This is a genomic window from Paracoccus sp. PAR01, assembly GCF_014851995.1.
GTDB lineage: Bacteria > Pseudomonadota > Alphaproteobacteria > Rhodobacterales > Rhodobacteraceae > Paracoccus > Paracoccus litorisediminis.
The window spans coordinates 135638-158633 of sequence record NZ_JACVAW010000006.1; the positions used below are offsets into that span (position 1 = coordinate 135638).

At 62.4% G+C, this 22996-nt stretch carries 16 protein-coding genes and 1 pseudogene; 12 read left to right on the forward strand and 5 right to left on the reverse strand.

Annotation, left to right across the window (positions count from 1 at the left end; translation table 11 throughout):
• Positions 1–147 precede the first annotated feature (147 nt).
• The 5 genes and pseudogenes from IB235_RS12185 to IB235_RS12205 all read left to right on the forward strand — a co-directional run bounded on the left by IB235_RS12185 (position 148) and on the right by IB235_RS12205 (position 5129).
• A complete protein-coding gene (locus tag IB235_RS12185) occupies positions 148–813 on the forward strand; it encodes a TerC family protein (protein ID WP_155040984.1) in 666 nt (221 codons plus the stop codon).
• Between the two features lie 181 nt (positions 814–994).
• Positions 995–1351: a hypothetical protein gene (locus IB235_RS12190; RefSeq protein ID WP_192336961.1), complete on the forward strand. Its 357-nt coding sequence runs from the start codon at positions 995–997 to the stop codon at positions 1349–1351.
• Between the two features lie 72 nt (positions 1352–1423).
• On the forward strand, positions 1424–2860 hold the full coding sequence (locus tag IB235_RS12195; protein ID WP_192336962.1) for a multicopper oxidase family protein: 1437 nt from the start codon (positions 1424–1426) through the stop codon (positions 2858–2860).
• Positions 2861–2893: 33 nt separating this feature from the next.
• Entirely contained in the window at positions 2894–3370 is a 477-nt protein-coding gene (locus tag IB235_RS12200; protein WP_192336963.1) for a DUF411 domain-containing protein, read from the forward strand.
• Between the two features lie 666 nt (positions 3371–4036).
• Positions 4037–5129: pseudogene (locus tag IB235_RS12205) on the forward strand (IS256 family transposase).
• A 1033-nt stretch (positions 5130–6162) separates the two neighbouring features.
• Here IB235_RS12205 and IB235_RS12210 read toward each other — a convergent pair.
• The 4 genes from IB235_RS12210 to IB235_RS12225 are packed head-to-tail and all read right to left on the reverse strand — an operon-like array spanning position 6163 to position 10941.
• The gene (locus IB235_RS12210; RefSeq protein ID WP_225612253.1) at positions 6163–7521 is read right to left on the reverse strand and encodes a cytochrome P450; all 1359 of its coding nucleotides are present in this window, start codon (positions 7519–7521) and stop codon (positions 6163–6165) included.
• Between the two features lie 24 nt (positions 7522–7545).
• Positions 7546–9219 carry a peroxidase gene (locus IB235_RS12215; RefSeq protein ID WP_192336964.1) on the reverse strand — a complete coding sequence of 558 codons (1674 nt, stop codon included), beginning with the start codon at positions 9217–9219 and terminating at the stop codon, positions 7546–7548.
• A 12-nt stretch (positions 9220–9231) separates the two neighbouring features.
• A complete protein-coding gene (locus IB235_RS12220) occupies positions 9232–10254 on the reverse strand; it encodes a hypothetical protein (RefSeq protein ID WP_192336965.1) in 1023 nt (340 codons plus the stop codon).
• A 21-nt stretch (positions 10255–10275) separates the two neighbouring features.
• Positions 10276–10941 (reverse strand): hypothetical protein, encoded by a 666-nt coding sequence (locus tag IB235_RS12225; protein WP_192336966.1) that lies wholly within the window; start codon positions 10939–10941, stop codon positions 10276–10278.
• A 251-nt stretch (positions 10942–11192) separates the two neighbouring features.
• Between IB235_RS12225 and IB235_RS12230 the strand changes: the two genes are divergently transcribed.
• Positions 11193–11750, forward strand: a complete 558-nt coding sequence (locus IB235_RS12230; RefSeq protein ID WP_192336967.1) for a hypothetical protein — start codon at positions 11193–11195, stop codon at positions 11748–11750.
• 12 nt (positions 11751–11762) lie between these two features.
• On the opposite strand, the gene IB235_RS12235 is transcribed toward IB235_RS12230, so the two are convergent.
• Entirely contained in the window at positions 11763–13067 is a 1305-nt protein-coding gene (locus IB235_RS12235; RefSeq protein WP_192336968.1) for an OmpP1/FadL family transporter, read from the reverse strand.
• Between the two features lie 413 nt (positions 13068–13480).
• Here IB235_RS12235 and IB235_RS12240 point away from each other — a divergent pair, with 413 nt between their 5' ends.
• The 6 genes from IB235_RS12240 to IB235_RS12265 all read left to right on the forward strand — a co-directional run bounded on the left by IB235_RS12240 (position 13481) and on the right by IB235_RS12265 (position 22886).
• The gene (locus IB235_RS12240; RefSeq protein WP_192336969.1) at positions 13481–14653 is read left to right on the forward strand and encodes a hypothetical protein; all 1173 of its coding nucleotides are present in this window, start codon (positions 13481–13483) and stop codon (positions 14651–14653) included.
• Between the two features lie 101 nt (positions 14654–14754).
• Positions 14755–15585, forward strand: coding sequence for a hypothetical protein (locus IB235_RS12245; protein WP_192336970.1), 831 nt, complete (start codon positions 14755–14757; stop codon positions 15583–15585).
• Positions 15582–16262: a class I SAM-dependent methyltransferase gene (locus IB235_RS12250; RefSeq protein WP_155040973.1), complete on the forward strand. Its 681-nt coding sequence runs from the start codon at positions 15582–15584 to the stop codon at positions 16260–16262. Before IB235_RS12245 ends, IB235_RS12250 begins: the two co-directional genes overlap by 4 nt.
• Before the next feature lie 44 nt (positions 16263–16306).
• A complete protein-coding gene (locus tag IB235_RS12255) occupies positions 16307–18106 on the forward strand; it encodes an SLC13 family permease (RefSeq protein WP_192336971.1) in 1800 nt (599 codons plus the stop codon).
• On the forward strand, positions 18103–19125 hold the full coding sequence (locus tag IB235_RS12260) for an ABC transporter substrate-binding protein (protein ID WP_192336972.1): 1023 nt from the start codon (positions 18103–18105) through the stop codon (positions 19123–19125). Before IB235_RS12255 ends, IB235_RS12260 begins: the two co-directional genes overlap by 4 nt.
• A gap of 14 nt (positions 19126–19139) precedes the next feature.
• Positions 19140–22886 carry a TIR domain-containing protein gene (locus tag IB235_RS12265; protein ID WP_192336973.1) on the forward strand — a complete coding sequence of 1249 codons (3747 nt, stop codon included), beginning with the start codon at positions 19140–19142 and terminating at the stop codon, positions 22884–22886.
• Positions 22887–22996 lie beyond the last annotated feature (110 nt).

A 22996-nucleotide genomic window follows, 5' to 3' on the forward strand; every position in this document is an offset into this window, starting at 1 on the left:
GGATTCCCGCACTCCAAAGGCAAGCCATGGATAAACCAGATGAATTCCGGCACCACAGATGTTTTCCGTCTGGCAGAGCGAGCCCGGCCCGACTCATCCAGACGCCCGTGTTTGCGACCTGATTGAACTGAAAGACCAACGATCATCATGGAAATATTCACCCCAGAGGGACTAAGCGCCCTTCTTGCCGTCATCGGGATCGACCTGGTGCTGGCCGGCGACAACGCGATCGTCATCGGCCTGGCCGCCGCTGGCCTGCCCAAGGAACAGCGCCCCCGCGCCATCTTTATCGGCATCATCGCGGCGACCGTGCTGCGGATCATCTTTGCCGCCATGGCGACGCAACTGCTGCAGATCGTCGGCCTGCTGCTGGCCGGTGGCATCCTGCTGCTTTGGGTCTGCTGGAAGATGTGGCGCGAGCTGCGCACCAGCGCCGCCGAGGAACATGCGGCCGAGGAAGCGCTGGCGGATCATGACCTTGACGGCGACGGCACCGTCGGGGGCGGAGTGCAGCAAAAGACGCTCAAGCAGGCGGTGACGCAGATCGTCATCGCCGATGTCTCGATGAGCCTCGACAACGTCCTCGCGGTTGCCGGCGCGGCGCGCGAGCATCTGACGGTTCTGGTCGTCGGGTTGGTCCTGTCCATCGCGATGATGGGTTTGGCCGCCAGCTTCATCGCCCGCCTGCTGAACCGCCACCGCTGGATCGCCTATGTCGGCCTTGCCGTGATCTTCTATGTCGCGCTCAAGATGATCTGGGAAGGCGCACATGAGGTCGCGCCCTATGTCCGCCACGCGCTTGCGATGGGCTGATCAAGGCGGACGGTTTCCTTCGCCTTCTCGCCGTTTCCGGGATGGTCCACGCGACCTCCGGGAACGGCTCAATATGCGGCGCATCCTAGGCGCAGGCGTTCACGCGATTGTTCAGGCGGAACCGGCGCTGCGACATGGGCAGGAATGGACAACACCTGCTGGCCTTTATAACTTTTGCCCCATGGTCCGCCGCATCATCGCCTTTCTTGCTGCCCTGTCCCTTGCCATCGTCGCGACGGCAGCGACAGCGCATGCGGCACGTACGACGCTGGAGGATGCGGTCGTTGCCGCCCATGCCGGGCACGCGGCCATGGCGGACAGCACCCATACGGCTTGCGGGGAAAAATCCGGTTGCAGCGCTGGCGATGCCGACAGCTGCGCAGCCGCCTGCGCCGCTTTGATCAGCTTTATTGCCCCGGTGCAGGGCGATGTCTTTGCCGATCACTTCACCACCACGCATGTCCGACCTGTCGACAGCATGGGCCTTGGCCACAGTCCGGACCTGAACGAACGCCCCCCTCAAACCCGTCTCCTCTGATCGCGTCCGGGCCACTGCCCGCGGCGCCATATTGGACCTGAAACGCGGGACCCCGATCCCGAGGAGACGATCATGAATTCGGTTACCCGACGCGGCTTTCTGGCCGCAGGCGCTGCCACTTTGGCATCCGCCCAACTGCCCCATGCCGCTTTTGCGCAGGCAACGCCTTTAGCGTTGAGGGCAACCCGCCGAACACTCGACATCGACGGACGCGCGGCCTCGGTCCTTGGCCTTGCCGGTCCCGGCGGTCAGGGGCTGGTCCTTGACCCCGGTCAACGCTTCCGGGTCGATCTGACCAACGATCTTGACATGGCAACGATCATCCATTGGCACGGGCAGATCCCGCCCAATGCGCAGGACGGCGTGCCCGACATGCCGATGCCGCTTCTGTCACCGGGAGAAACGCGGTCCTATGACTTCCAGCCGATGCCGGGCACATTCTGGATGCACAGCCATATCCCCACGCAAGAGATGCAACTCCTCGCCGCGCCGCTGATCGTTCGCAGCCCCGAGGACCTGCGCGCGGATCGGCAGGAGGTCGTCATGTTCCTGCACGATTTTTCCTTCAAATCGCCCGAGGAGGTTCTGGCCAAGATCAGCGGCGGGACCGCGCATGGTGCCTCGACCGCGCATGACATGTCGGGCATGGGCATGATGCAGGGCATGGACCACAGCACCATGGGTGGCATGGCCATGGACCTGAACGATCATGACTGGGACGCCTATCTTGCCAATGACCGGACCCTCGCGGACCCCGAGGTGGTACAGGTCGAACGCGCAGGTCGCATCCGGCTGCGGGTCATCAACGCCGCTGCCGCCACGGTTTTCTGGATCGACACCGGCGCGGTCGAAGGGCGGCTGGTCGCGGTGGACGGGCATCCGGTTCAACCGATTGCGGGCACGCGCTTCGGCCTTGCCATGGGCCAGCGGCTGGATCTGGAAATCGACCTGCCGGGTGAAGGCGGCGCGTGGCCGATCCTTGCGCTGCGCGAGGGCGCGAAAGAGCGCACCGGCCTGATCCTTGCCCCGCCGGGGGCCAAGGTCACCCGCATCGCGCCGCTTGCGCAGGCCGATGCCCCGCCCTTCGATACCGACATGGCACAAGAGGCACGCCTTGTCGCGATGGCCCCCCTGCCCGACCGGCCCGTCGCGCGTAGCCAGATGCTGATGCTGGGCGGCACGATGCAGCCCTATCGGTGGACGATCAATGGCGCGACATGGGGCGACCATCAGCCCGTCATCGCCCGAACGGGCGAGCGGGTGGTCCTGACATTCCACAACATGTCGATGATGGGCCACCCGATGCACCTGCATGGTCATGTGTTTCAGGTCGTCGGCCTGAACGGTCGCCGGATCTCGGGCGCGAGGCGCGACACGGTCTATGTGCCGCCGATGTCGATGGTCGATATTGCACTGGATGCAGGTGAGGCCGCCCGCTGGATGCTGCATTGCCACCACATGCCGCATCTGGCGACCGGCATGATGACCGAGTTCGCTGTCTCTGCCTGACAACACTGACATGATGATTGAAAGGACACGAAAATGAACGATATCAAGCTTTCGCGCAGGGCGACGATGGCCGCCGGGGTGGTGCTGATTGCAGCCTCACTGCCCGCCGTAGCACAGGGAACCGGGCCGCAAATGCATGTCCTGAAGGACCCCAATTGCGGCTGCTGCTCCGCCTGGATCGAGATCGTCGAGGCCGCGGGGTTCCGGGTGACGACCGAACTCAGCGCCGGAGCCGCCCTCATGCGCTTCAAGACCGAAGGTGGCATCCCCGAGGAAATGGTCTCGTGCCACACCGCGCGGGTCGGTGGCTATCTGCTGGAAGGTCATGTGCCCGTCGCCGATATCCGCCGCCTGCTTGATGAGCGCCCCGACGCCATCGGTCTGGCCGTGCCCGGCATGCCGATGGGATCGCCGGGCATGGGACCGGAATCCGAGCGCGAGGCCTATGACGTTTTCGTCATCCAGAGGGACGGCAGCACGACGGTCTTCAGCCATTACGACGCGACCTGACTTCGGTTGCGGGTTGGCGTTGCTGGAGGACTGGCAAAGACTTCCGGCTGACCGAACGGCCCAAGGATGGACCTGCAAAACCTATGCGGCGAGGAAAGGCCCTCGCCGCGTGGCGATGTAATGCGATCAGGCCGGGAAGGCGTCGGCAGTGATTGGCCTTTGCCCCGGCCCTGTTTTCACCCCGCTAGTGCGGAGCGTCGCCGGTGTTCTTGCGCGGGTATTCTGGTTTTCGTATCGCCGACAATCTTGGCGGTCGGCTGAGATTTCCGGATATAGGCCCGCTCGAGGCAGCGAGGTTGATCGAGGCCAGTCCGCAGGCAGCCTTGGTTCAGCCGTAGATTTCCCCGATCCTTTTCCAATTTTTGAACAAGACACAGCCCGGGTGTTGGATCGTGCGCTGATCGACAGCGGACTCTCTGGACGATCTGCAGGGCAATACAATCCCGTCTGTAGCCGGCACCGGCCGTGTCCCGGGTGATGGTGTAGGAGGCCGTGCGCGGAGCCCCGGCCTAGCCCCGCGCGCGACCGGGCGCGACGGCGGCGGCCATCGTCGATCTTCGAGGTAGGTTTGGGTTGCGATGACGATGACGATGACGATGACGATGACGATGACCGATAAAAAAAGTGGCGCTGCTTGAACTCATTGAAAAGCAGGCTGACGGCGAAATGCTGCGCGAAATTCCGGCCTATGCGGCCGAGCGTATCATGGAGGCCGAGATAGAGCTTCGAACCTGTGCGGCCAAAGGCGAGCGCACGACCCCGCGGGATGTTCAGCGCAATGGATATCGCGAGCGTGACTGGGACACCCGGGCCGGGCGGATCGCGCTGCAGATTCCGAAGCTGCGCAAGGGCAGTTATCTGTCCAGCTTTCTTGAGCCCCGGCGCACGGCCGAGAAGGCCCTCGTGGCCGTGATCCAGAAAGCCTATGTGCAGGGGATTTCCACGCGTTCGGTTGACGACTGGTGAAAGCCATGGGTGCGGGCGGGATGTGCAAGGGCCAGGTCAGCCGGCTCTGCGGCGAGATCAACGACGAGTGAATACCTTCCTGAACCACCCGTCGGAGGGGCGCAGGGCCCAACCTCTGGCTCGATGCCACCTACCTGAAGGTGCGCCAAGGCGTTCGTATCATCAGCCGCGCCGTCATAGTGGCCGTGGCGGTCAACGAGGATGGCAAGCGCGAAGTTTTGGGCGTGGCCACCGGACCCTCGGAGGCCGAGGTTCTGGACCGAGTTCCCGCGGTCTTTGGCCGACCGTGGGCTGCGTGGCGTGAAGCTGGTGATCGCAGACGGCCACAAGCCCCTTCGGGCTGCCGCATGCAATGGATGCAAAACGCGCTGGCCCATGCCCCCACCAAGCAGCACAGCACGGTGGCGGGAATGCTGAAGACGATATTCGCTCAGGACACCAAGGAGGTAGCCGAGGAGTAGTGCGCTGTCGCGACTTAGGTGCTTCGCGAAAAACAGCCCACGCTCGGTGTTCTCATGGATGCCTCGCGCGACGATGTCCTCGCCTACATGTGCTTTCCACGCGAGCATTGGACACAGATCGCGCGACGAACCCGCTCGAAAGGATGAGCCGCGAGATCAAGCGCCGGGCCGATGTCATCGGGATTTCCCGCATGACGACGCCTTCGTCCGCATCGTCGGAGCACCGATGCTCAAGACCAATGACGAATGGGCTGTCGCGCGGCGCTAAATGAGCCTTGAAGGCCTCGCCCGCTGACAATCAAAACGTCAGGCTGCTTGCTGTGGCCTCCTGAACTGCCTCAGACCTCGCTGGAGGTCGGCGTTCCTGCGCCATGCTTTCGGACACGATCCAGTCAGCGCCGGTAGACCACGTCCAACCTTCTTTCCGGGTATAGTTCCGACCATGACGCAGCAGAAAGCCCTGCGGCACCACCCGCATCGCGATTACTCGAGGCCAGATCAGATTCCGCATCGCCTCATGCGCTAGCGTCCGGTACCACACCCCCGGTCAGCTATCCAACGCGGTGAATTTTTCCCACATCACCGCGTCTCGGCGATCGGTTTTTACCCGGTCTACCGTTTTGATTTGGAGTGAGCGAGGGCACCGTTACGTGCTGTCATATCCAAACTCGACAAACTGACAGTCCGCCCATATCCGAGAGGTATTGCTTCATCGCAGACGTGAAGCTGGACATCTCCGGCGCCCAGCCACTCGGTCAACCTCCTGATATCGTTGGGACGATATGGACTCATTCTACAGTGGCGGATATTACCAAGGCGGTCAGCCTGCGCCACCGCGACAGAAGGCGTGGCCCGGTGGACACCCAGCCCGGCAAAAATGCATTCGGCCTCTCCCGCATTCTTGAGGCTCACCACCAGTCAAGCTGGTGGCACCCCTCGAATGGAGAATGCTGCGAAAGAGGCCGCCGATCCAGTCAGCTCACTCCCGATCATCGGGTCGTGGGAAGGGGCGCCTCCAACGTCGCAGCTTGTGTCTGTAAGCGGCGGATTTGATCTGCTCGACACTGCGTAACAGGCGGCGATCCTCGGCGCGCATCGCCGTCTCGGTAGACCGCGCCAGAACAGCCACGTAAGCACAAGCTGCGCCCGCGCCGTGGGTTTAGAGGCACGGTTTGGCAGGAAAACACCGTGAGATGGCTACAAGTCGCCGCATCTCCCTGCCCTGTTGCACGATGTGGTTGGGTTTGACGCCAATACAGTCACGTGGTTGGGAATCGGAAACATCGTCGAACTGAAGAACCTTAGGCCATAGACAGTATCACTCTGCTGTGTGACGCTATCCCCGAAGGACGCACCTGAACGCTCTCAGCGGTCAAACTCGATATGAAAATGCTGCGGATGCGGGGTGGGGCCGGTGTCGATCTGGCCGGCCGGACCATCTGCCCGGCGCAGGTTCTTGCGGGCAAGAACGGGTTTCAGGATAGCGGGGATGACAGCCTCGTTGATTGCGGCGCCGAAGCAGGTGTGCAGGCCGTAACCCCAGATGATGTAGGTCTCGAACGGGCGGTCGGTACGGAACTCATTGGGCTTGGGGACGGCATAGCGGTCGAACATCGCCGAGAGGGTTGCGGCAAAGACCATCTGGTCTTTCCGGACGCGAACCTCGCGCAGGGTCGACTGGGCGATGACCGCATCGCGGGTGGCGCGGCGATAGATGATGGGGTTATGGGGGTTGAAGCGCAGCGCCTCCCAGATGCAGCGGGAAAGCAGGGCGTCGTCGCCCGAGACAGCCGCCTGATGCGCGATGCGCAGGGCGTCGGGGCGGTTCAGCAGCTCATCCAGAGCATAGCAGCAAGCCTTTGAAATCGTAGGAATCGCACCGATCAGCAGGCCCAGCAGGTTGTTGCGGATGCCCAGATCGCTCATCCCCGGCGTGCCCGCTGATTGCAGCGCCAGACAGCGGTTCAGCAGATCGGCATTATCAGAAGGGTTCGCCTTGCGTGCAGCGATCGCGGCATCAAGATAGACGCGCAGCCCGGATGCGGCCTGCATCGCCCGCGCGTGCAAGGCGGGGTCGGCGGGCAGATCCTCGAACAGGTACCAGAACAGGGTCGTGGTCCATTCCTGCATGGTTGCGGCGTCGGGGCCGCCGACCCCGAAATAGCGCGCAGTCATATCCCATGGAACCTGAAGCGAAAGTTGCGCGGGCAGATCCAACCTGCCGTTGCCGCTCGCGACGATCTCATCCGCCAAGGCACGCGCGCGAGGCAGGACGATCTCGGCCACGTCGGGACGGCGAGCCGCAAGCCGCATCGCCGAGGTGTCGCGCGTGTAATCCCAGCCCGGCTGCATCCCCAGAAAGAAATTATCGCCATCGGTCAGCTGGCGCATCCGGCTTTCATAGACGACCTCGAAATCCTCGTCGCGGCGCAGCACATCAAGGCAGTCATTGCTGCGGGTCACGATCACCGTGCCGCTGTTGTCATAGGCTTTCACCAATTGCCGCTTGAGCGAAAGGTTCGGCGCGAATGCCCGCAGCACCTGCATGACCATGCGCTGGGTCGGGACCTGCTTGAAGGCCACGGCAAGATTCTGGCGAAAGCCGCCACTCACTGCCAGACGCGCCCCCAGCACCAGAAGCCCCAGAGCCGCCCCGATCCCCTCAAGCCAGACCATCAGAACCGCAAAAACCGTCGTGACCGCGTTGCGCAGTGCTGCAAACATGCTCTTATCCTTTCGGCGAACGCGTCATGTCGGGTCGATAATGCCCATCGCCATCATGCGCAGCGATGTCATTGAAGGGACAAAGAAATAATCCCCGCCCCGGCATTCGACGAATGTTTTCAGCTTGCTCATCACAAAGGGACATTTGCCGGATTTCGGGTCCGAATTGATGGTGAAGCGCTTGTGCCGGTCGTGATTGCCCAGCATCGGACAGGTGTCGTTGCCCTGATGGAAGTCCAGCCCGTATTGCGTCCATTGCTGCTGCACGAATTCGAACTGGCGCGACAGGCTGGCGCACATCGACATCATCGCGACGCCCTGTTCGGTCTGGTCGGTTTTCTGGACACCGGCGCGCGGACCATAGGGCAGACCACGGCGCAGGATGCGGCGGCGCTTGTTCAGGCCGGATGTCGCATTCTCATTCTTGAACTGCTCACCGGTCGCGGGATCGATGCCGATCTGGTTCAGCGGGTCCAGATAGTCCCGCGTGCTCATCCGCCGAAGATGCGAGCCGACCGGCGTCTTGTAGCCCAACATGTCATCGGCATAGCGGAAATCGGACGCGGCGGGCGAGCGGATATAATCCAGCTGCTTTCTGAGCGCCTTGAACGGATCGGGGTCGGCAAAACCCATCTTGTCGTTGAAGGCCAGCCATTCGGCATAGGTCGGGGCAACTGCCAGCGGCACGCCATTGGACCAACGCCCGCACATCTTGCCGCGCAGGGTTTCGCGGGCTTCCTCCAGACCGACGCCCTGCACCTTGGCAAAGGTCTCGGCCTCTTCGGCGACGATCTGATCGAAAGTGGCGACGTTCTGGTGCAGCTTGCGATAGGCCATGAAGCTGCCATTGGTCATGAATTCCGGCGGCCGGGCGATCGGGGGCAGTTCCTGGCTTTCGTCGGGATGGCCCAGGACGAACTCACCGGTCTCGATCGGCTCCCATCCCTTTTCCTTGGACATCCATTTGCCGCGGCCGATCACGGCTTCCTTTTCCAGTTCGGGCGAGAACTGCCCCCTGAAGACCGGATCGCCGATGGCATCGGCAAAGCCGAAATGCTCGGTCGGCGAGGGGACCAGCAGGCCGTTTTTCTCAAAGAACAGCGCCGAGGCCGACTGGTATTCCTGATCGCCATTCTGGCCATTGGTCGCAAGAATGCTCACCCCGCCGCCAAGCTCGGCGCAAAGATCGCGCAGCCATTGGGTCTCGAGCTCCAGCTCATCGACCGGCTCATCCGTGCCCAGCTTCTTCAACTGGGCGTTCAGGGCGATCCAGATATGAACATTGTCGGAATCGTCGCCGTCGCCGTTGCGGTTCGCGCGCCAGATCGGGTCCCACTGCGAATCCCAGCCGACGGCCTCGGCCTCGGTCTTGGTGACATCGCGATCCCCAAGGATGAAGGCGCGGTCGCGCATGCCCGAGATGAACTCTTCGGGCATGCCGCGCAGGGTGCGCTGCGGCACCTGCAGCTTGTAAAGACCGAAGAAGGTAAAGGCGATGTTCCAGGTGACGGCGGGCTTCTTGTCCTCGGGCCAGGTCGCGCCGGTGGTGATCTTTTTACGAACAATGTCGACGAAGCGGCGACCCTTGCCGCAATCCGCGATGTTCAGAAAGAAATAGCGTGCGAAAGGAAAGGAATAGCGCCCGTAAGCGCGGATGACGTTTCCCTGAATGTCGTCCAGGTCAAGCCTGCGTCCCATGATCGTCCAGTCCTAGATTGAGATTCCGCCCTGCTCCCGGATCGAGATGACTCCGGGCGTTTGTGTCGGCGCGTGCTTGTCTTGTGGCTTGTGCTCGGTCAGGAAGGCGGCGAAATCCGCATAAAGCTTGTCGGGATCGGCGCCCTGATGCGCGACGATGAAGTCCGAAAATGTCTGCTGCGTATAAAGCGCCTTCAGGACCGAGGGCAGGTCGTCATATTTCCCCGGCGCAAGAGGCTTGGCCCCGTTGCGCAGCGCGTAGCCCAGACTGAACATCGCGGCACCGGCGGTCACCAGTCCCGCCACCACTGCCGTCCACAGCGTGCTGAAACCCAGCATCGGAAGGTTCAGACAGCCCAGAATCCGCAGCAGCAACATCAGCACGGTGATTGCAGCGGGCACGCCCACCGCCGCCAGAAGCGACTTGACCGGCAGGTCGTTGAACTTGGGCAGTTCCAGGTAGTAATCGTGGAAGGGCATCGTCGTCTCGACATGGCAACGGTCGAGATAGGTGGCGAAATCATCCGCCGTCGCGACATCGTCAAAGCCCACGCAATTGCAGTAGATGTCCTTCAGCTCGGGACCCATCGTGTTCCACAATTCCCGGGCATACGAGGCGCGCACCTCTTTCTGCTGCTTTGCGGTCAGGTTGTGGGGCAAGGGTGCGCCATCCGAGGTCACGGCATCGATATCGGCACAAAAGACCAGATAGGGCGCATTGAGTTCGTCAATCGGCAGCGGATCGACCGGGTTGATGCCCTTGGCCGTGGCGACGACCGGGTTCTGCGCATTGCGACCGTTATAGACGACGTCGCTCAGGACGAACATCCGGGCCAGATGCGTGCGCCTGTTGCGGGCGAAGGGGCTGTTCAGCCCGATATTCTGCGTCGCCGGGCTTTGCAGCGCGGTCGGCAGTTCCGCCAATGCGATCCGTACCCGCTGCTCATACGAGACGCCGATATCGGGATCGTCCTTGGCCCCTTTGATCGGGGCCAATGTGGTCAGAAAGATATGCCCTGAATCAAGATCGGCCATGATGACACCTTAGGAGAGCGATCATCTCTCGCGGTTGAACATGTTCTGGGCACCCCGGACATAGGAGCCGCGGTTGATGTCGGCGCGTTCCGTATCAAGGCTGGCGACGGGACCAAGCCCCGGCTCACCCAGACAGTGCTGGATTCTGAACATCGCGTCGCGATAGGCGGCGGCGAATTCATCCGGCGTCTGATTGGCATGCGTCGCGGCAAGCTCCAGCACGGCATCATAGACCTTCATCGCAGCCTTCACGTCGCGCTGCGCCGAACCCGGAGTCGCGTTATAGTAGAAGTCCGTATTTATCTGATTATAAGTGATATATCTTTTGAAATCCGTCACCGGGATGGATTGCGGGTATTTACTCGCCGAGTACCAGAACAGGTTCAGGCCCTTCGGAATACCATCCGAAAATGCGTCGATATACTGATCCCAAGTCCCGTTGAAGTTGGAACAGAACAGCATGTAATCGTTTTTCAGGACCTGCTTGCCCTGACCCAGATCCGGCCAGTCCTGCGGCCTGATGATGACCCAGCGGGCGAAATGGATGATCGAAAGCCCCAAAAGCCCCAGCAAGTTCGCAGGCAAGCCTCGCGAAGCCATGAACAACAGACGATTGACCCACGTGATCTTGCGATTGCTCGGCGTGACCACATTCATGGCATAGGCCTTGCCGGCGATATTCGACATGCGCGCCCTCTAAATGAAGACCGGTTCCGTCACTGTTTTCTTTTTCTGCCTTATTATTCAGAATATTGTATTTGACAGAAGTTTTTGCGTCAATAGTGACAAGCATCGGTTGTGCAGTTTGCAATCCTTGCGACATCCTTGAACTCGCGTCAAGGGAGATCAACCTATGCGCGTATTTCCGCGTGAAAGTAGCGTCTGGGCCATGTGGAAATTTTCCTTCCCAACCTGATCAGGCGTGGCATCATGCGCTCATGCAAAAGGTGATCCTGTTCAGCGGGCACATGACCGACGGTCCCGGCCGAGCCCAACCTCGTTTCCCTGCGGACAAGGAGGGCCCGATCAGTGCGGCGATCCACGACGCCTTGTCCGGTTGGCAAGTCGGAGCAGGCGATATCGGCATTTGCGGGGCTGCAAGAGGTGGCGATATCCTGTTTGCCGAACATTGCCTGACCCTTGGCGCGAAGGTGCATCTGTTCCTGCCCCTGCCCGAGGGTGCGTTTCTGGAAAGTTCGGTCAGCCTGCCCCGAGCGATCGACTCGGATTGGGAGCAGCGCTTTCGAAACCTCTGCGCCGCATCGGTCGTTCACCGGCCCACGTCGGCCCGCGACCCCGCTGAGCCGGCCGAGCAGCCCTTTGTTCGCAACAACGCGATCATGCTGGCCTATGCCCGTGAGGCGGCGCCGATCGCGCCGCATGTCCTGCTGTTGTGGGACGGCAAATCGCCGGACGGCAATGGCGGGACAGCCGAAATCGCGCGGGCCACGCGCCACGTGGCCCATCGCATCATCATTGATCCGGCGGATTTCTGATCGGACGCGCCATCAGAACTGATGGACGTATTGCACCATCAGGATGTCCGCATCGATCTTAATATCGCCATTCAGCGTCCCGCGACCCGGATTGTTTTCGCTGGTCAGGCGGATCGGGGCATCCTCAAAGAAGGTATGCGCATAGCCCACCTTGAATGTGCGCCCCGGCCTGACCTCATAGGAACCGCCAAGGCCGACATAAGAGCGATCCGCATTCGGGGCTCGCGGGTTGCGGACCTCGGTCGGGGTCGGCGTCTCATCATAGGCGACACCGCCGAAAACCTTGACCTTGTCGTTCACCTGATAGCCCAGACCGACCGCGACATACCAGGCGTTGTCCCAGCCATTCCGGACCCTCAGATCGCCGATGTTGGTGGTGTGGATATTCGTGTCCTTGAACGCGCTCCACCCGGTCAGCGTGGCCGAGGCATAGGTCTCCAGCCGGTCGGTCAGCTTGCCATGCGCGCCAAGCTGCAGCATCCACGGGGTGGCGATCTCATAGCGGGCGTCTCCATCGCGCGAGACGCCGTTCGATTCCAGCACGGCCAAGTTCGCATCCGAGCCATTGACGCGTATGTCGCCGTCGAATTCATGCGTGATCTTGGTGCGGTAGGACGCACCAAAGCGCCATTGATCCGTGGCCTGATACTCGATCCCGATGATCGCGCCGAAGGACAGGTCGTTGCCCTCAAAATCGCTCGCCAGGTCGCTCGCCTGTGAGGGATTGTCTGGCGTCAACGAAATGTTTGTCGAGAATTCCGAGACATAGTACTGAATATTGAGACCGGCAGCGATGCTTAGCTTGTCATCGACCTTGTAGGCCAGCATCGGGGTCAGGTTATAGGCCGTCAGCTTGGTCGTGGTGGCGGTGTAGCGCGAGGCGGCAGTATCGGTGTAATCGGACTCGGTCGCCCAGGGCGCGTTGAAGGACAGACCGAAGTAAAGCTGGTCCGACAGCTGATGGCCAATATACCAATAGCCCGACAGCGTGTTGTCGAGAAACTGCGTGGGCGTGCCGGGGCTGCCATCTGTGACCGGCGCGCCGCTGGCTGTCGTCGCCGACAGGTTTTCGAAACTGTCGCGCGGCATGATCAGATCCGCCCCGAACGAGGCATTCGTGCCCGGAAAACGCGTCAACGATGCGGGGTTGGAATAGATCGCCGAAATATCGTCGATGCCCGTGCCATTCGCCGAATATGCCGTCCCCAGACCGGTCGCGCTTTGATGGAGGTTTTGATAGCCGTTTGCCGCAGCCATGGCCGGCAACAACCCAAGGATGATCGCGTGGGATGATGCCGAAAGGGGAATAAAGCGCATCGTCGAATCTCTTTCAATATATGGTTGCTGCTTCGTTCGAATCCGCAGCCGCTTGTCCAATCAAGGACAGCCCATGTTCCATTCCAGACTGCCACACCGAATATAGGCCATCCGCCATAACGCCAGCTGGCGAGTGCGCGGAATCCTCACTTTTTCCATAATCGGCAAGGCACGGGTTTTACTTGTCTTTTCCAGTAGCGCGCGGTCACCCTTTCCTGTCAACTGCTGTCATATTTGTTCACTCATATTCCACAACCTGTGCGATTTTCGCCTCACCCTTTTCGCGTGACGTGACATGCGTAATTCACGTCACATCCGCCGATGATTCGACATGCTCCAAATGGATTCCGAAATGACGGTCCTTGACGGAGCACATCCTTAGCGCGAACATCCCCGCAAAGCGGAGCGCGAAATTGGTAAATATCGGCAGGAGATGGGGTTGGCCCGCGCTGCGTCATGCGGCGCTTTCTTTTGCCGCCACCTTTCTGTGCGCTTTCGCGGCGCAGGCGCAGAATTGCAACCTGCCGGACGTGCCCAGACCTGCGGATTTCCCGGAACAGCCAATCAACATCTTCATTCCCCGCAGCAGCAACTCGGGCTCACTGGGCCTCAGCCAGAAGATCGCCGAGGCGATCGAGGCGCTGAAGGATAAGGACGGAAACCCGCTTGGCCTTAGGGTGAACACGCTGTTCAAGTTCGGCGGCGACATGAATGTCGCGCTGGACTATTTCAACGGCTTGCCGCCAAACGGCTACAACGTGATCCAGTTGATGGACACCTATTCCAGTCTTCTGGCCAGCTCGACGGGCGAAGGCAACCTTGTGCCGATCAGCATGGCGCAGGTGACCTTCAGCCAGCTTTACATTCGCGCGGACGATACCCGGTTTTCCGATCTGGGCTCATTCCTCGATTATGCGGCAAACTCCGCAAAAGGCAGCGATCCCGTCCCGCTCAGGGTGGCACTGTTCGGGGCAGCCGAAGATCGGTCGGGTCAGGAAAACATCCTGCTGAGGAAATTCATCGTGAACTACGGAACAAACGTCGTGGCCGATACAAGCGTCGCACCGACCATTGTATCCCATGCCTTTGAAAGCGGCTCAGAGCGATATTTTTCCCTTTTCAGTCAATCCTCTGACCAGCGCAGCGATGCGCTGATCGAACAGCCCGGCGACGTGGCGCAGCTGATCTCGGGCGGGTTGCTGAAGCCGATCTTCACCTTCCTGCCACAGCAGGATCTTAACCCTGAAATCAGCGCACGGCTGAAGGAGCGGCTGGGCCAGACTGCCTCTTTCCCTGATACGAGCGGCGAAAACTGCCGCGCCTACTACCGCTACCGGGGCTTTTTCATCCCCAAAGACGTGCCCGCGGATCGTCGGCAATTCCTGGAATGGGTGTTCCGCAAGGCGGTCGATTCCGTGACATTCCGCGAGTTCAATCACGACGAATACATGGATGTTCTGTATTTTGATCGGGACATTCTGGACAGCTACTGCACGACCGGGCAACTGAACGAGTTCTTTCAGGACAGCATTCGCGACCACCGCGCCTGCATCAGCGGCCAAGACACGGCAAAGGCCGCGGGATGAGGGGGCCGCTGTCTTTCTCAGGCGCGGACCACCCGCCAGCCCCAGCGGGATCGCAGCAGGCACGGACCGGCCTGATCCAAGCCGCACTGATGGATCTGGGGATGGATCGCGACGCCGATCACGGGGCTATCCATGACAGGTTGCGCCTTATCTGTATCGCGGCGCTGCGTGACATGGGCATCGACCCTTCCGATACGTCATATCTGGATGACCTCATCCTGCCGCTGGTGCTGTTCATCCGCGCCCGCGCAAGGGCGCGGACGGGCGCCTATCTGGTCGGAATCGGGGGCGGGCCGGGGGCAGGCAAAACCACGATGTCGCGCCTGCTTGCGCGCTGCCTGCAGGAGATCGACCGACCAGCCGCAACATGCCTGAGCCTCTCAATTGACGACTTTTACCGGGCACGAGAGGACCGGCTGCGCATGGGCTACAAGTGGCGGACCCTGCCGGGCACCCATGACACCGACAGGATCGCAGACTTTCTTTCGGCGCTGGATGATAGTGGCGCGACCATTGCCGTGCCGCGCTACGATCTGGGTCGCGATGAGCCCTTGCCCGATGAGCCGCTGATCGCGCGCCCCGCCATCTGCCTGTTTGACGGCGCGATGGTCGGCTCGACCCTGCCCGGCTATGAGGTGCTGGCGCGGCGGCTGGATTTCTTCATCTATCTCGATGTGCCGACGCCGCTGCTGCGGCGCTGGCGTTTCGACCGGGAACGGAAACTGCGCCAGCGCAGCGGCGGCAAGTCGGGCTTTCCCCTGCGCCGGATGCAGGAATTCTGGCGCGAGGCATTGGGTCCCAGCATCGACAAATGGGTGCGCCCCAATGCGCAAACCGCTGATCTGTTGCTGAAATTCGACGCGGTCCGGGCCGTGACCGCCGCCTATTCGCCCAAGACCATGCGTATATTTCCTGACGGAGTGGAAAAGTGACCGATCTGTGCATCCCCGACGCAACCCGCGACCGCATCGAGGCGCTGCTGGTGCAGGGCAAGAATGTCTATCAGCCGCTTTACAACGCGCCCTTCGCGCCCTCCATCGCCCCGCTTCGCCCCTGCGATGACCGCTGCCGCGCGGTCGAAGCCAGCATGGGCGACCGCATCGCGGGCCGCAAGCTGTGGGATGTCGGCTGCTCGCTGGGTTACAACACGCTGTATTTCGTCGAACGCGGCATGATCGGCCATGGCATCGACATTGACCCGCGCAATGTCGCGATCTGCAATGAGATCGCGGGCTGGACCAGGGGCGAGGCGCGCTTTTCCCTTGGCGCCCTGACCCCGGAAACCGTCGAGACGATCGCGCCCGGCGAATATGATTACGCCTTTTTCTTCAGCGTGCTGCACCATATCATCGAGGTGCGGGGACTGGCCGCCATGCAGGACATGATGCGCGAGATCACCTCGCGCATTCCGACCATCTATGTCGAACTGGCCCTGCGCCGCGAAATCCCGCCCCCCGGCTACACCTGGGACCGGCACCTGCCCGAAGATGAGTTGGCGATCTTTTCCACCTGCAGCGGGCTCGACATCACCCCGATCGGTCGCTTCGACACGCATGTCGGACCGATGCAGCGCCCGCTTTACCGTGTCTCGGGAAAGGTCCGGTCCTGACATCCCTGCCAGACGACACGCCCGGCATCGCCGCCGAGGCACTGATGGGCGATCCGATCCTTGCCCGGCTGCCAGCTATGCAGCTGTCCGGCCTGATGCCGCATGTCACGACGCGGCAGATCAAGGCGGGCGAATACCTGTTCCAACCCGGCGAGGCAGCCCGCAGCGTCTTTCTTATCCGGGATGGCCGGGTGCTGCTGGACGGCGCGCGCGGGCAGTCGTTGCGCGATCGCGGCTATATCGGGATCGAGGCGATGCTGGGCTCGGCCAGCTATGCCGATGCGGCGCGGGCTCAGATCGACACGACCGTTCTGGTGCTTCCGGCGACCCGGATGACCGAGCTGGCCAATCGCCAGCGTGACATTCGCGAACTGTTCTTTCGATCCTATGCCAGCCCGGTGACCCGGTCAGACCATACAACCCCCACCCCGCCCGCTGCCGAGCCATGGGCCCCGCTGCTGGGCTGGCTGATGGCCATCGCCCTGCCCGCCTGCATCTATTGGATCGCGCCGTCATGGGGGCTAAGCCCCACCGCCACCGATTTTCTGGCCATCATCGCGGCCACGATCTGCATGTGGCTGTTTTCGCTGGTCCCCGAATATGTACCGCCGCTTTTCGCCGCTCTGGCGATGATCCTGCTGGACGTGGCCCCCGCCGCGCAGGTGCTGTCGGGCTTCAGATCCGAAAGCTTCTTTGCCAGCCTCAGCATCTTTGGCATCGGGGCGCTGATGGTCACCTCGGGGCTAACCTATCGCTTCTCGCTCTGGGTGCTGAGCAGGGTGCCCGAGACGCCGACGGGCTACAATCTTAGCCTGTTCGGGATCGGGGCGTTGCTGTCGCCCATCATCCCATCGGTTCTGGGGCGGGTCAGCATCGTTTCGCCCTTCCTGATCGAGCTGATTCAGGCCTCGAATGCCGGGGCAAGGGACATTTTCGCCAACCGGCTGATCTTCAGCCTTGTGTCCGGTGCGTCGGTGCTGGTGCCGCTGTTCCTGACGGCGGCGGTGCCCAATCTGGTCATCTACGGCCTGTTCGACACGCAAACACAATATGCCTTTGGCTGGCTGGCATGGTTGCAAGCCGCTCTGGTCTTTGGGGCCTGCGTGCTGGTCAGCTTCTGGATCGTTTCGGTGATCTGCTTTCGCGGTGCGCGGCGCTTCAGCGTGCCCCGCCAGACGATTGCCGCGCAGCGCCGGGTGCTGGGTCCGATCTCGCGGCTGGAATGGGCGGCACTGCTATCGGTCGTGGCAATGATGGTCGGCATCCTGACCGAGCAGTCCCATCGCATCGACGTGGCATGGGTGGCGCTGGCGGTCTTTGTCACGCTGCTGCTGTTCGGCACCATGAACCGCGAGGCAATCCGCGCCCAGATCGACTGGCCGATCCTGATCTATCTGGGTGCGATTGTCGGCTGGGTCCCGGCGGCCACGATCACCGGGCTGGATCAGGTGATCATCAGCCATCTGGCATGGCTGGGCGCGCATATGCGGACGGATTTCCCGCTATTCGTGCTGCAAGTCTCAGGGATGATCCTGCTGGTGCGGCTGGCCTTGCCGACCGGGGTGACGGTCATCCTGTTCGCGACCGCGCTGTTTCCGCTGGCCATGGCGCAGGGCATGTCGCTGTGGGTGATCGGCTTCATCATCCTTGCCGTCGCCGATACCTATGTCTTCCCCTATCAAAGCTCATATTTCCTGAAGCTGCGCAGCGATCTGGCCCAGCAGGGTCTGGACCAGATCTGCGACATGCCGCGCCTGATCATCGCCAATCTGGCGCTGATCGCGCTGCGGGTCGGGGCGATCTATGCCAGCCTGCCCTATTGGCAAGGGCTGGACCTGCTATGAGGCTGCGGCGCGGATTGCGGCTGACGGCGATGCTGGCCTTTACTGGGCTGTTTTTTGCGCTGGTCTTCATCCACAAATCCCAGACCGCGCGCGTGCTGATCATCCACAGCTATGACCCCGACTACAAATGGGTCGAGATGGTCAATGAGGGGTTGGCCCGCGGTTTCACCGGCACCCAGAACGTGCTGTTTCGCAACCATTACATGGATCTCAAGAACCACTCTGACGAGGATTTTACCCGCAAGGCCGCGACGCTGGCGCGAAAGGCGGTCGATGACTGGTCGCCCGACGTGCTGATCCTGATCGACGATCCCGCGCAGGATCTGGTCGGCCGCAATCTTGAGGACGGACCCGATATCATCTTTGCCGGGGTGAATGGCGATCCGCGCAGCTATTACCCGCAAACCGCCCCTGTCACCGGCATCCTTGAGCGCAAGCCGCTGGACGCGATCAAGGAAACCATCCTGACGATTGCGCCGAACGCGCCTCGGGTCAGGTTCATTGGCGATACCTCGTCCTCGATCACCGCCGAAATCCCCTATTACACCAGCATCGACTGGTCCCCGATCCAGTGGCTGGACCCGGTGCAGGTCGACACGCTGGACCAATGGCAAGCCGCCGTGACGCAGGCCGGGCAGGATGCCGACCTGATCCTTGTCACCAATTACCGCCAGATCCGCGACGGCAAGGGCGGTCCCTTTGTCCGTCCCGCCAATCAGGTGATGCACTGGACACAGGCCAATGCCGCGGTTCCGGTGCTGGGCATCGGCGCCTCGAACAGCGAGGACGGAGCGATGCTGACCGTCTCGGTCTCGCCCTATGAACAAGGCGAGGTGGCGGCAAAACTGACCCGCGACATCCTGCGCGGCGCCCGGCCCGGCGATCTGCCGGTGGTCACCTCGAAGCAATTCATCGTCCAGATATGCGCCCCTGCAATGGCACGCTGGTCGCTGAAACTGCCCGCGCTCTATGAGGCCATGGCGCGGGCCACCGACAATTTCTTTGAGAAGGGCTGCTGACGGATGGCCTGCGCATGAGCACGATCTTCATCAGCCACAGTTCCGCCGACAATGATCTGGCCCGCGATCTGGCCGCGCGGTTGCAGCAGCAGGGCCATACCTGCCTGTTCCTTGACCTTGACCCGGACAAAGGGATCGTCGCTGGCGAAAGCTGGGAGCGGACGCTTTACCGCAAGCTGCGCGCCTGTCGCGCGGTCATCGCGCTTTGCACCGACAGCTACCTGAAATCCTACTGGTGCTTTGCCGAGATCGCCCTTGCCCGGATGGAGGGCAAGCAGATCATCGCCATGCTGGCCGATCCGCTGGACGATGCGGCAAAGCTGCCCTCGATCCTGTCCGAGCGCCAGTTCATCGACCTGCGCCGCGACCCCGAGGCCGCCTATCAACGATTGTGGCGCGGGCTAAGGGAATTGGACCTGCTGGGTACGACCGGTGATTGGGACCCCGGCAAATCGCCCTATCTGGGCCTGAACGCCTATCAGGAACAGCACGCTCCGGTCTATTTCGGCCGCGAGAGCGAAATCCGCGCCACCATCGAGTTGATCGAGCGCGGCGCACCGGGGCTGATCCTGATCCTTGGCGCATCGGGCAGCGGGAAATCCTCGCTGGCCCGTGCAGGTATCGTGCCCCGCCTGAAGCGTGAAACGGACCGTTGGATCGTGCTGGACCCGTTCCGACCCGGACGGGAGCCATTCTACGAACTCGCGCAGCTTTTCGCGCAGAGTTTCCGCCGCCATGCCGCTGTGGGTCCGCACGACGCCGACGCGCTGCTGGACCGGCTGCGGTCCTGGCATGACGTATCGCGGCAGGGTCGCCCATCCATCGGGCCGCATCCCGATGAGGCCCGGCTTGGCCGCCTGATCTCCGAAATCGAGGCGCTCAAGCGTCAGGCCCCGGATGTCCGCGATGCCTCGTTGCTGGAGTTCCTGGACTGGAGCCTTGACGATCTGCGCCGGATCGTCGGCCGCACGCCCGGCCTTGCTGCGGGACGGACGGGTGCAACCCCGCTGATCGATATGGCCGATGACCTGCGCCGCGCCGCCGGTCGGCCCGACGCGCGCGTCCTGCTGGTCCTTGATCAGTTCGAGGAGTTGCTGGCCGTTGGCGGACCCGATGACCAATCCGCCCGCTTCCTTGCCCTGCTGGCCGCGTCGCTGGCCGCCGAAGGCTCGCCCCTGACGGTCGTGGCGACGATGCGGTCGGATTTCCTTGAGGCTTTCCAGACCGTAAATGCCCATCACGGCATGGATTTCGAGACCCTGTCCCTTGGCCCGATGCCGATCGAGGGCATGCGCCGGGTGATCGAGGCCCCGGCCAAGCTGGGCGCGATCGAACTGGAAAGCGGGCTGGCCGACCGGTTGCTGCAGGATGCCAGCACGCCCGATGCGCTGCCGCTTTTGTCCTTCACGCTGTGGTTGCTCTGGCGTGACGGTCATGCCTCGGGCGCGCTGACCTTGCGCGACTACGACGCGCTTGGCGGTGTCGAAGGGGCCGTGGCCGGCGAGGCCGACGCCATCCTGGCGCTGGCCCGCCAGCGCGATCAGGAAGCCCAGCTGCGCACGGCATTCCTGCAGATGGTGCGGCTGACCGAGGACGGCCAGATCGCCCGCCAGCCCGTCGCTTGGGACGCGCCGGAGCTGCAGCCGGTTCACGACCTGCTGGACCGTTTCATCGAACGCCGCCTGCTGCTGTCCCGCGCCGAAAGCGACAGGCGGGTCGTCGAAGTCGCGCATGAGGCGATCTTTCGTACCTGGCTGCCGCTGCGCCGCTGGATCGAGGAGCACCGCGCGGAACTGCAGCTGCGCCAGCGGATCAGGCGCACCAGCGAGGCATGGGAGGCCAGCCACCGCCAAAGCGATTACCTGTGGCGGGGCGCAAGGCTTTCTGCGGCAGTCGATCTGCTGGGGCGCGGCGGGCTGGACGGCAGTTCGCCCGAGGACCGCATCGCCAAGGCCTTTGTTCAGGCCAGTCAGGCGATGCGTCAGCAGCAAGGGCGGCGGCGGCGCAATCTGGTGCTGCTGGTGACTTCGGCGCTTCTGGGGCTGCTGGCCTATGCGCTGCTGAACGAACATGTCGCCAAGCGCGCGCAACGCACCTCATGGGCACGCGAGCAGTCCCTTGCCGCAATCAGCACCATGCAGACCGATCCGATGAAAAGCATCGGCATGGCGCAGGCGGCGGTCTGCCTGACGCAATCCCATGACGGGATGGTGCTGTCGCATGCGCAAAGCGCGCTGAATCAGGCCGTGCATGCGGTGCGCAAGCAGCGCATCCTGCGCGGCCATGATCGGGCCGTCAGCAAGGCGATGTTCCTGCAAGCCGGGGATGGCGCGACCGAGACGCTGGTCTCGCTGGGGCAGGACCGCCGTGCGCTGATCTGGCGGGTTCCGGGCAGCACCGCGCCCGCTTGCAGCGGCGTGCCCATGCCGGATCCGCTTGCAGGTCCTGCCAGCCTGCTTGCGGGCGATCCGCAAAGCGGCTCGGTCGCCGTTGCCAGTCCCGACGGCACCGTCATGCTATACCATACGGCGGCAGAGACGCCCGAGGGGGCCGAGGTTTTCAGCTTCGGCAACCCGGTCGCGGCGTTGGCCATCGCACCGGGAGGACAGCGGATCGCGGCGGCCGACAGCACCGGATCGGTGCGGATCGCGCAGCTTTCGTCCACTGGCGCAATCGCCAGCATGACGCTTGCCGGTCAACCGTCACGGATCGCGGCACTGGCCTTCAATCAGGATGCCACCCTGCTTGCCACCGCCGGGTGGCAGGGCACGGTCAATATCTGGGACGCCACGAGCGGCGTGCTGCTGCACAGTCTTTCCGGCAGTCCGGAGGCCGTGACCGAGCTGACCTTCAGCGGCGATCTGCTGGCCACTGGTGGCTGGGACAAGACCGTCCGGCTGTGGAACACGCGAAGCGGCGCGCTGCTGCATGAGTTCAGCCATGACGCCCGGATCTCGGCCCTGTCCTTCGTTCCCGGTGACACAAACCCGGCCATTCTGGCCAGCGCCAGTTGGGACGGAACCGTGCGGCTGTGGGATACCGCCACGGGTGAGATGCTGAACCTGCTGCCCCATGGCGCGCCGGTCGTGTCTCTGGCAACCCGCGCCGAGGCACGTTCGCCGCTGGGACAGCCGCGCGACGGTTTCCTGATTGCCAGCGGCGATTGGGATGGCCGGGTGCAGGTCTGGAATGTCGAGCAAGGCGCAGGGGCCAACACCTCGTCCCGGATCGTCGCGCAGCATCTGGGGCCGGTGAACGACCTTGGCTTTGGTGGCGACAGCCAGTTCCTTGCCAGTGCCGGCGACGACAGTGAGATCCGGATCTCGCGGCTGTTTGACCAGACGCAGGGACATGACTGGCAGAGCGGGCTTGATCTTGGCCAGTTCAACGGCGGGACGCATAAGGCGAAATGGATCGCGATGATTTCGGCAGGCAGCGTGCGGGTGATCGACACCGAGGCGCACGAGGAAGAGCGCGCCATCAGCGACTATCAGGGCAATGCGACCGCCATCGCCTTCAGCAAGGACGGCTCGCAGCGTCTGGCGATCCTTGCCGATGAACTGTTCGAATATCACCTTGATCCACGCGAGTTGATGATCTGCGCCGACCAGATCGCGCAGCCGGGCACGGGCGCGGCACCGGAATATACCCTCTCGGAGCGCTGCGCCGAAACGGGGGCCACCACGTCCGGTTTTTCCAGTCTGTGGTCGCAGGCCATGTCGATATTCGACGGGTTTGCGCAGCGTTTCTCAAAACAATGAAAAGGCGTCGGATGCATTGCCAATACGCGACGCTGCCTTGCGGAACCCGTTCTGAATCATTGACTTTTCGGTGCCGGGCGCGCTTTCTCGGGCAAGGTATTCCAGCATTC

Excerpts from the sequence above, each read along its gene's own strand:
- IB235_RS12185 (WP_155040984.1), top strand. The coding sequence starts at position 148 with ATGGAAATATTCACCCCAGAGGGACTAAGCGCCCTTCTTGCCGTCATC.
- IB235_RS12190 (WP_192336961.1), top strand. The coding sequence starts at position 995 with ATGGTCCGCCGCATCATCGCCTTTCTTGCTGCCCTGTCCCTTGCCATC.
- IB235_RS12195 (WP_192336962.1), top strand. The coding sequence starts at position 1,424 with ATGAATTCGGTTACCCGACGCGGCTTTCTGGCCGCAGGCGCTGCCACT.
- IB235_RS12200 (WP_192336963.1), top strand. The coding sequence starts at position 2,894 with ATGAACGATATCAAGCTTTCGCGCAGGGCGACGATGGCCGCCGGGGTG.
- IB235_RS12210 (WP_225612253.1), bottom strand. The coding sequence starts at position 7,521 with ATGTTTGCAGCACTGCGCAACGCGGTCACGACGGTTTTTGCGGTTCTG.
- IB235_RS12215 (WP_192336964.1), bottom strand. The coding sequence starts at position 9,219 with ATGGGACGCAGGCTTGACCTGGACGACATTCAGGGAAACGTCATCCGC.
- IB235_RS12220 (WP_192336965.1), bottom strand. The coding sequence starts at position 10,254 with ATGGCCGATCTTGATTCAGGGCATATCTTTCTGACCACATTGGCCCCG.
- IB235_RS12225 (WP_192336966.1), bottom strand. The coding sequence starts at position 10,941 with ATGTCGAATATCGCCGGCAAGGCCTATGCCATGAATGTGGTCACGCCG.
- IB235_RS12230 (WP_192336967.1), top strand. The coding sequence starts at position 11,193 with ATGCAAAAGGTGATCCTGTTCAGCGGGCACATGACCGACGGTCCCGGC.
- IB235_RS12235 (WP_192336968.1), bottom strand. The coding sequence starts at position 13,067 with ATGCGCTTTATTCCCCTTTCGGCATCATCCCACGCGATCATCCTTGGG.
- IB235_RS12245 (WP_192336970.1), top strand. The coding sequence starts at position 14,755 with ATGGATCGCGACGCCGATCACGGGGCTATCCATGACAGGTTGCGCCTT.
- IB235_RS12255 (WP_192336971.1), top strand. The coding sequence starts at position 16,307 with ATGGGCGATCCGATCCTTGCCCGGCTGCCAGCTATGCAGCTGTCCGGC.
- IB235_RS12260 (WP_192336972.1), top strand. The coding sequence starts at position 18,103 with ATGAGGCTGCGGCGCGGATTGCGGCTGACGGCGATGCTGGCCTTTACT.
- IB235_RS12265 (WP_192336973.1), top strand. The coding sequence starts at position 19,140 with ATGAGCACGATCTTCATCAGCCACAGTTCCGCCGACAATGATCTGGCC.